Source organism: Magnetococcales bacterium (genome assembly GCA_015231925.1).
Taxonomy (GTDB): Bacteria; Pseudomonadota; Magnetococcia; order Magnetococcales; family JADGAQ01; genus JADGAQ01.
The window spans coordinates 1-7,892 of the sequence record JADGAQ010000189.1; the positions used below are offsets into that span (position 1 = coordinate 1).

11 protein-coding genes are annotated in these 7,892 nt (G+C 58.1%); 3 read left to right on the top strand and 8 right to left on the bottom strand.

The window, feature by feature from the left end; genetic code table 11:
* The 8 genes from HQL56_16315 to HQL56_16350 all read right to left on the bottom strand — a co-directional run.
* Nucleotides 1-665, bottom strand: a 665-nt coding sequence (locus tag HQL56_16315) for a tyrosine-type recombinase/integrase family protein (GenBank protein MBF0311080.1), incomplete at its 3' end; no start/stop codon positions are given.
* Between the two features lie 72 nt (nt 666-737).
* Complete coding sequence (locus HQL56_16320) at nt 738-995, bottom strand: type II toxin-antitoxin system RelE/ParE family toxin (protein MBF0311081.1); 258 nt, start codon at nt 993-995, stop codon at nt 738-740.
* Complete coding sequence (locus tag HQL56_16325) at nt 992-1,225, bottom strand: hypothetical protein (protein MBF0311082.1); 234 nt, start codon at nt 1,223-1,225, stop codon at nt 992-994. Before HQL56_16325 ends, HQL56_16320 begins: the two co-directional genes overlap by 4 nt.
* 659 nt (nt 1,226-1,884) lie before the next feature.
* Complete coding sequence (locus tag HQL56_16330; protein ID MBF0311083.1) at nt 1,885-2,934, bottom strand: radical SAM protein; 1,050 nt, start codon at nt 2,932-2,934, stop codon at nt 1,885-1,887.
* A 60-nt stretch (nt 2,935-2,994) separates the two neighbouring features.
* Nucleotides 2,995-3,531, bottom strand: a complete 537-nt coding sequence (folK, locus tag HQL56_16335) for a 2-amino-4-hydroxy-6-hydroxymethyldihydropteridine diphosphokinase (GenBank protein ID MBF0311084.1) — start codon at nt 3,529-3,531, stop codon at nt 2,995-2,997.
* Nucleotides 3,524-3,895: a dihydroneopterin aldolase gene (gene folB / locus HQL56_16340; GenBank protein ID MBF0311085.1), complete on the bottom strand. Its 372-nt coding sequence runs from the start codon at nt 3,893-3,895 to the stop codon at nt 3,524-3,526. Before folB ends, folK begins: the two co-directional genes overlap by 8 nt.
* A 33-nt stretch (nt 3,896-3,928) precedes the next feature.
* Nucleotides 3,929-4,675, bottom strand: a complete 747-nt coding sequence (locus HQL56_16345; GenBank protein MBF0311086.1) for an SDR family oxidoreductase — start codon at nt 4,673-4,675, stop codon at nt 3,929-3,931.
* A gap of 6 nt (nt 4,676-4,681) precedes the next feature.
* Nucleotides 4,682-5,314: a ribonuclease D gene (locus HQL56_16350; GenBank protein ID MBF0311087.1), complete on the bottom strand. Its 633-nt coding sequence runs from the start codon at nt 5,312-5,314 to the stop codon at nt 4,682-4,684.
* 137 nt (nt 5,315-5,451) lie between these two features.
* Between HQL56_16350 and HQL56_16355 the strand changes: the two genes are divergently transcribed.
* From HQL56_16355 to msrB, 3 genes are read left to right on the top strand one after another with little or no spacing between them, the layout of a single operon-like run.
* Nucleotides 5,452-6,684: a hypothetical protein gene (locus HQL56_16355; GenBank protein ID MBF0311088.1), complete on the top strand. Its 1,233-nt coding sequence runs from the start codon at nt 5,452-5,454 to the stop codon at nt 6,682-6,684.
* Entirely contained in the window at nt 6,681-7,280 is a 600-nt protein-coding gene (gene msrA / locus HQL56_16360) for a peptide-methionine (S)-S-oxide reductase MsrA (protein MBF0311089.1), read from the top strand. The genes HQL56_16355 and msrA overlap by 4 nt, the downstream gene beginning before the upstream one ends.
* On the top strand, nt 7,273-7,758 hold the full coding sequence (msrB, locus tag HQL56_16365) for a peptide-methionine (R)-S-oxide reductase MsrB (protein MBF0311090.1): 486 nt from the start codon (nt 7,273-7,275) through the stop codon (nt 7,756-7,758). Before msrA ends, msrB begins: the two co-directional genes overlap by 8 nt.
* Nucleotides 7,759-7,892: the final 134 nt, after the last annotated feature.

Consider the following 7,892-nt stretch of genomic DNA (forward strand, 5'->3'; position numbering starts at 1 on the left):
ACCCGTGGCAGCCCTGCCAGCACCTCCAAGGCAGCCGCTCCCAGATGCACCACCTTGGCTCCGGTCTTCGAGTCGGGCAAGCGCAAACAGCCACGTTCAAAATCGACATGGGACCATTGCAGGCTCAACACCTCACCCCGTCTCATCCCGGTCAGCAGGAGAAGCTGCAGTGATGCCAAGGCAACCGGATTCACTCCCTCGTTTTCCGCCTCCTGCATCGCCTCCCCCAATCGGGCCAATTCCTCGCCAGTCAAAAAGCGTTCCATGACCCGACGACGGAATTTCTTGACTCCCTGGCAGGGATTATCCGCTCGCAGATTGCGACGGCAGGCCAACGCAAAAATACTGCTCAACAGTTCCAGGGTGCGGTTGGCCGTTCCTTCCCCACCTGTCACAATGGCCCGGCCCCGTGGCCCGGTTTTCACATCGGTTGCGGTCTTGCCTTTGGCCACCGCATCCCTGAATCGTTCGATATCGGCTGTCGCCACCTCGTGAATCTTCTTCATACCCAATACCGGCTTGATATGTCGAAGTATGCGCCCCCGGTCCGTTGCCAGAGTTGACGGCTTCACCGTGGCCACACCCTCCTGCAAATAGAGGTCGCACAGTTCGGCCACGGTGGGCAGGGATTTGATGTGTGCCTTTTTTGCAAAGGTATCCTTCATGGGAATAACCCGCTCAGCAGGGTGAAGGTTCCCCTTTTTCCCGCCTCGCGGTAGACCAGGTGTTCGGTGGGGTCAGCGGTAGATTTCGCGCCGGTTGCCCACTTCCAGAACAAGCACCAGAAGTTTCTGATCCTGGATGCGATAAAAAATGCGGTAGTCGCCTGTTCGAATGCGGTAAAGGTCTCGAATTCCCACCATCTTTATGCAACCTTCCGGACCTGGGGTTGCCTCAAGCTGGCGAATGGCAAGAAGAACTCGCTCCTGAACCGACTGAACCATTTTGCGAATTTGGCGTTGCGCCTGAGGAGTGATGACGACCGAATAACTCATACCCTTATGCCGAGTTCCCGTGCGAAATCATCCAAGGGAATACCACCACCGTTTTGTTCATATTCCTCCAAGGCCAGTCGGGCTGTTTTCACGTCCTGCCGGTCCTCTTCCAACTCCCGCAGATACCGTTCCACAGCTTCCACCACCAGTTGAGAAAGGGTACCACCGGTCTCTTCACAGGCTGCCTGCAACGGTTCGGCCATGGAGTCTGGCAACATCACGGATAACATGGTTCAACCTCCCTGGTTGGCGTGGATCTTGGCCCTGTTCAAAGGTATCACCTCCGCCGTGGGTTTGCCATCCAATGCAGCGGCAAGGCGGTCAGCGACCACCTTGACGGATCATCCCCCCTGGGCATAACGGGCAGCAGTCATGGCGGGGGTTTTGTGTCCCGGCAGCGCCCCGACGATGGGCAAGCCCATTCCCGACCTCACCCCCACCGATGCGAACCCGTGGCGGGTATCGTGAAGGCGATATCGGACAGCCCCGCCCCGTTCCCCAATCTTGCGCCGGATGGGGGGCAGGCCCACCAGAAATTGCCCCTCGATGGCACCAGGGGCACCAGGCTCCGACTATTCCCAACCCGCTGGGCTGAATTCACATTCCTTTTTTGTTATAAATAGCCGACACCTTTGTTGATATTTTAGTATTAATATGTTGTCAAAAATTTTATCAATTAGCGAATATCCAATTCTTTTTTATTCAAGAATCAGTCAAGCGGGGTGCAGAATAGTCGGAGCCCAGCGCCGAGGAGTGATGACGACCGAACAACTCATATCCTATAGCTTATCACACTGCCCGGATTTTTGGCTCCATTACAGAAGCGAACATCGGACAACCCCACACCTCCGGAGCGAGTATCTCGGGCCGATTTCTTGCCATAAGAAAGCTATACGGATATGCCCCTATTCCTTTTGATATAGACGCAGCGCTGACAGAGAGGAATAGAAAGGGGATCGTCGAGGTTTCTCTTCCGGTAATTCGTCATAGTCTTCGAAAACCAGAAATCAATTGGCATCATCTCATTCAGGGTTCCCATTGCTGGTTCGTTTTCCCAGGCGGAACAGCATGGCAAATAATGTCCATTCACGGAAATATGCAAATATTGCCATAAACCATAACAGGCAAGACGTTGCGGAGAACTGACCAGGGAACGGACGGTCAACCCGCCCTGCGGGGTTTTTTCAAATCGGGAATCCGCCGGATTGGGCAAATAATCCAGATATACCTCTGCTGGAATGTTTTCGTGCATATTGAAGATATTGAAATTCCGTTTACGTAAAGGCGCCACATCAAAAGGAGCGAGCAATTGACGGATCTGTTCCTCCTGTTCCACATTGAAGCGATTGACCACCATCAACGGGGAGATACGCGGAAGCGACGAATTGGCCTCTTGTTTGGCTTGGCAGATCATGGCGAAAAACCGCAATACGTTATCCAGACTGCCGGCACGGCGATAGGCCTCATAACTCTTCTGATCTGATCCGTCGACAGCAACGATCAAATCATCAATACCGGAGGCAACAAGCTCCTTGAACCAGCTATAAGGTTTATTGATGTTACCATTGGTATTGATGGTGATATCCAGAAATCCATGATCCTTGGCATAACGGATCAGGTTGCTGACTTCGGGATGAAGGAGGGATTCCCCCCAAATCTGGAAGGTGCCATATGGATGGAAAGGCCCGAGGTTGTCCACGATCTTGCGAAACAGATCCGGTTTGATGAACTCGTCGCCCCGCTGATGGGTCTTCGTTCCCGTCGGACAAACCGGACATTTGAGGTTGCAAACCGAGGCCAACTCGATATAAACCAGCCTCGGAGGGGCCAGAGAGAACGGAATCATCTTCTTCTCCGACCAATCCAACACGCGATGCTTCCAGAAAAGCCGTTCCGGACTGAGTCTGCTCCACATTTTTTTAAGCAGGTATTCCATCATCGTCTTGCCCTCCCCAAAAACATTCCCACCCCTGCGGTAAACGGATACGGTACCCTCTCCTCATTCCAAGGCCGGAAACAGCTCGGTCAACAGGCGACTGGCCTCCGGATCGACTTCCATGACACCCGGCTGCTGTTGCAAACAACGAGCCCCCTCCACCAGGGAGAGGCCCGTCAGGGGATGGGGAAACAGGGGATAGAGTTCGGCTGCGGGCCATGCCAGAAAGGGGCGGGTCAGCAGATCGGGATCGGGGATGGTCAGCCCCTCCCGCTTCACCACTCGGGCTCCCATGAGCAGAATATCGAGATCCAGCGTGCGGGGGCCATAGTGTTTGCCCCCTGGAGGACGTTCCCGTTTCTGAGCGGCTTCGATATCACGCAGCAGCGCCTTGAGTTCCAGCGGTGGCAAACCCCGCTCCAACGCCACAACCCCGTTGAGAAAATCGGGTTGGCTGGCAATCTCCCCCACCGGAGCGGTGCGGTACACACGGGAAATACGTCGGATTCCCAAACAGGCGTGCAACCGGGTAAGCCCTGCCGTCAGATTGGGCAGGGGATCCAGGTTGGACCCGAAAGCGATCAGCAGCGGCTCATCCATCCTTCAATCGGTGGCGTTCGATGGTGACTCCCACCGAGCGGGCAAAACGCAGGGCGCCGGGCTTTTCCACAGTCACCTCGGTCCGGATTACCCGGTCGTCTTCCAGACACAGGGCGGCGATGCCTTCCGCCAAGGCCTCCACCAGGAAGAAAGAGGAGCCTTCCCCCAGGGCAATCACCTTTTTGCTCAGGGTCTTGTAGTTGACGGTCTCTTCGATGCGATCACCGGCTCCCGCCGTCGCCAGATCAACCCACAGGGTGATGTTGACCAGCACGTCCTGGAGCGTGGAACGCTCCCACTCCTGGATGCCGATGATGCAGCGCAGTTGCAGGTCTCGAATATGGATGCGATCGCGTGGCGACATGGTTCTCTTTCGAAGGCTCGGGATGAAATCGTCTCAAAGCAGGTGTTCGCCGCCATCCACCAGGAGCAGGTTTCCGGTCAGAAAATCCTGACTCAGCAGGAAGGCCACCGCCTCCGCCACGGCATCCGGGCTGCCGGTACGCCCCAGGGGCAACCGGCGTCCCAGGCGTTGGAAGGCCTCTTCGGAGCCGCCTTCCGGGGGCAGAACGGGACCGGGTCCAACGGCGTTGACGGCGATAGCGGGACCCCACTCCTTCGCCGCCAGTCGGGTCAGGCTCCACAGAGCCTCCTTGCTGACCGAATAAGCCGCATATCCCGCGCGGGGCCGGACCACGCTGCGATCCAGAATATTGATGATGCGGCCTCGCAACGGGATATCGGGCAAAGCCGGGGGCAACCGGGCCGCAAAAGCCTGCATCAACAAAAACGGGGCCGTCAGATTGACCTGCAGATGGCGTTGCCACTGCTCCAGGGAGGTCGAGGCCAGTTCTCCCGGTTCGAAAATGGAGGCGTTGTTGATCAACACGCTCAACGGCCCCAGCTCCGCCGCCGCCAGGGCGGGCAGCGCCATCACCTGGTCGGTCCGCGTCAGATCGGCCTGAACCACCACCACCCGGACACCCGGGCGGATCAGTTCCCCGGCCAGGGCTTGCGCCTCTTCGCGGGAGCGATTGCAATGCAGGGCCAGACTGGCCCCCTTCGCCGCAAGATGGCGGGCAATCGCCGCGCCGACCCGACGGGCTCCTCCGGTGATCAGTACGTTGTGGCCTTGCAGTTCCATAGCGTGTCAGGAGTGGGAAAAGATATCTTCCGCTTCCCATCCCGCCAGATCGAGATCCACCCGCGTGGGCAGAAAGTCCATGCAGGAGCGGGCCAGCTCCCAGCGACCCTCCCGGATCAGCATCTCCAGCAGACGCTCCCGCAAGGCCACCAGATGGGTCACATCCGCAGCCGCATAGGCCAGTTGTTTGGCGGAGAGGTTGGGAGAGGCCCAGTCCGAGGATTGGGCCTCCTTGTCCATTTCGATATTCAGCAGTTCCGCCACCAGATCCTTCAGGCCGTGGCGCGGCGCATAGGTGCGCACCAGTCGGGAGGCGATTTTGGTGCAGAAAACCGGATTGACGCGAATACCCAGCCAATGGCGCAAGGCTGCAAGGTCGAAGCGGGCGAAATGGAAAATTTTTTCCACCCCCGGCGATTCCAGAACCAACTTGAGTCGGGGAGCCGGTTGATCCCGCACCTGCACCAGGGCGGTAACACCCTCTTCGTTGCACATCTGCACCAGGCAGAGCCGGTCCCGCGACAGATTCAGACCGCGTGTTTCGGTGTCCACCGCCAGGAACCGGCTGGCGGAAAACCGCTCGCACAGCACCTGATCCAAATCATCTTGCAGCAGCGCAACCGGATTATCGGCAGGCATGGTGCCCACTCCTCTGTTTCAATATGGTAGGATCCCTTGACGACTGCCGATCACTATCCCAGGATCATGCACAATTGACAAGTCTCTCACGAATCCGAAAGGATCCTTGGGAAAGCGGCAGGCAGGAGAGCGGGCAGATGGCTACAAGTCGGGATCGTTATACAGCGGAAGAGCTGGCACGGATTCGGGCAACCCTGGAAAATTCCTTGGGCAATGACTCCTCCCAGGCTCTGAACAATCTGGACACGCGCTTCACGGCGGCCCAGGCTCAACAGGAAGAGTCCGAGGAGATCAAGGAAAACAAGAAACTTCTGGGTACCGAGGGAGCGGTCAACATCTCCGAGGTCATTCAGGAGGGTCAGCTTGAAAAAATGCTGGCTGCCTTGACTCTGGTCCTCTCCAATCCACCGGACGTGCAGACCCTGGTGGGCGCCATCCTCAACCATCCGGAGGCCAAATCCTTCCATCTGGTGGACGCCTTGTCCAAGGTGAATGCCGATCTGCAACTGCTGGAAGCCCTGGTGGACGGCATCGTGACCCGCAAGGGCATCAATCCTCTCATCGATGCCCTGAAATTTTCCGCCGCCAGCCCCAAGGCCATGAAATCCCTGGCCATGGCCATTTCGGAGCAAGGCACGGTCAACCACATCATGCGGGCCATCGCCTCCGCCCCCCGGCCCCAGCCCGAAGCCGAAATCATCTGGACCATGGAGATCATGGGCAAGGGTGGCGTGGATCAGATTCTGGAAGCCATGAAGCTGATCGACGCCCAATCTCCGGGAGCGGTGGTTCTGGCGACCGCCATCGTCAACCGGCAGGAGGCCCGCAACGAACATCTGGCCCGTTCCCTGACCGCTCTGAAGGACAATCCCAAGGCCGCCGCCATCCTGACCACGGCGGTCGCCAAGGTGGCCGATGTGCCGGCTCTGCGCTCCCTGCTGGAAAAGTATCTCAAAGACGATACCGAAGCTGCCGAAATCGCCGCAGCCAAACTGGTCAACAAATGTCTCGGTGCCATCGGCATCCGCTCCAGGGACATGGCCGAAGCCACCAAATTCGCCCGTTCCCCCGATTCGATGACGGGGCAGATCCTGGCCATCGGCCTGCTCAAGCAGGATAACGAAGATATGCTGGCCGCCGCCTTCAATCGTTTTGGCGCCAACGTCGCCGCCCGCAAGATCGTGGCCAACGCCATCGTCAAGAAAAAGGGCAAGCTGATGGCCTTTCCCATCATCGGCAAGGAGGGCTTCAATCTGGTCGGCAATCCCGGTGAAATCCAATCCCTGACCAACAAGGCGACCGAACGCCTGCTCCACATCCTGACGAAAGTCCTGGGTGAAACACCCCACGACTCCTTCATCAAGAAATGAGCATGCGGATTGGGTTGCTGTTGATCGCCTGGATCGGTCTGGCGGGAGCCAGCGAGGGGGGAAGCGTGGAAAAGGCCACCTTTGCCGGAGGCTGTTTCTGGTGCATGGAAGGGCCCTTCGATCAACTGCCGGGGGTTGTGGAAACCATTTCCGGCTATGCCGGCGGTGAATCCGTCAACCCCACCTATGAGGAGGTCTCCGCCGGAGGTACGGGCCATGCCGAAGTCGTGCAGGTGGTCTTCGATCCGGAGAAGATCCGTTACGAAGCCCTGCTGGAGGTCTTCTGGCGCAATATCGACCCCACCACGCCGAACCGGCAGTTCTGCGACGTGGGCACCCAGTATCGCAGCGCCATCTTTTATCACGACGAGGCGCAAAAACGCCTGGCCGAGGAGTCGCTGGCCCGGCTCCAGGGGAACAAACCCTTTCCGCAGCCCGTCGTCACCCAAATCGCCCCCCTGAAGGCCTTCTATCCGGCGGAAGAGTATCATCAGGATTACGCTCGCAAGAACCCGTTGCGTTACCGCTATTATCGCCTGGCCTGTGGCCGCGATGCACGGCTCTCGGAGCTGTGGAACATCAAACCCCATGAATAGACGCCGGTTGTTGACGCTGGGAATCGCTCTGATGGCGGGGTATCCGTGGCGAGGCGGGAGCATTGCCGGGGAGAAAAAGGTGGACAAAATTGACAAAAGCGACTCCGAATGGCGTGCCCTGTTGACGCCGGAGCAGTACGACGTGTTGCGGCGAGAGGGCACGGAACGGGCTTTTACCAGTCCTTTGAACAAGGAGTACGGCGCGGGGGTTTACCATTGCGCCGGGTGTGATCTCGATCTCTTTCGCTCGGAGGACAAGTTCGACAGCGGCACCGGTTGGCCCAGTTTCACCCGCGCCATTGTCGACCATGTGGAGACCAAGACCGATTACAAGATTCTCTTTCCCCGCACCGAGTATCACTGTGCCCGGTGTGGCGGCCATCAGGGCCATGTCTTCGACGACGGCCCCCCTCCCACCGGACAGCGTTGGTGCAACAACGGCGTGGCCTTGCGCTTCAAACCGCGGACACAAGGATAACCTTCATCCGTTCGGTTATACGGGGGTCCGGGGGGGATTATTCCGTTTCTGTTTCATTCGTTCATTAATACGGGGGTCCGGGGACCATCATGGTCCCCAGCAGGGGTTTGGGGACGGAGTCCCCAATGTGTTGT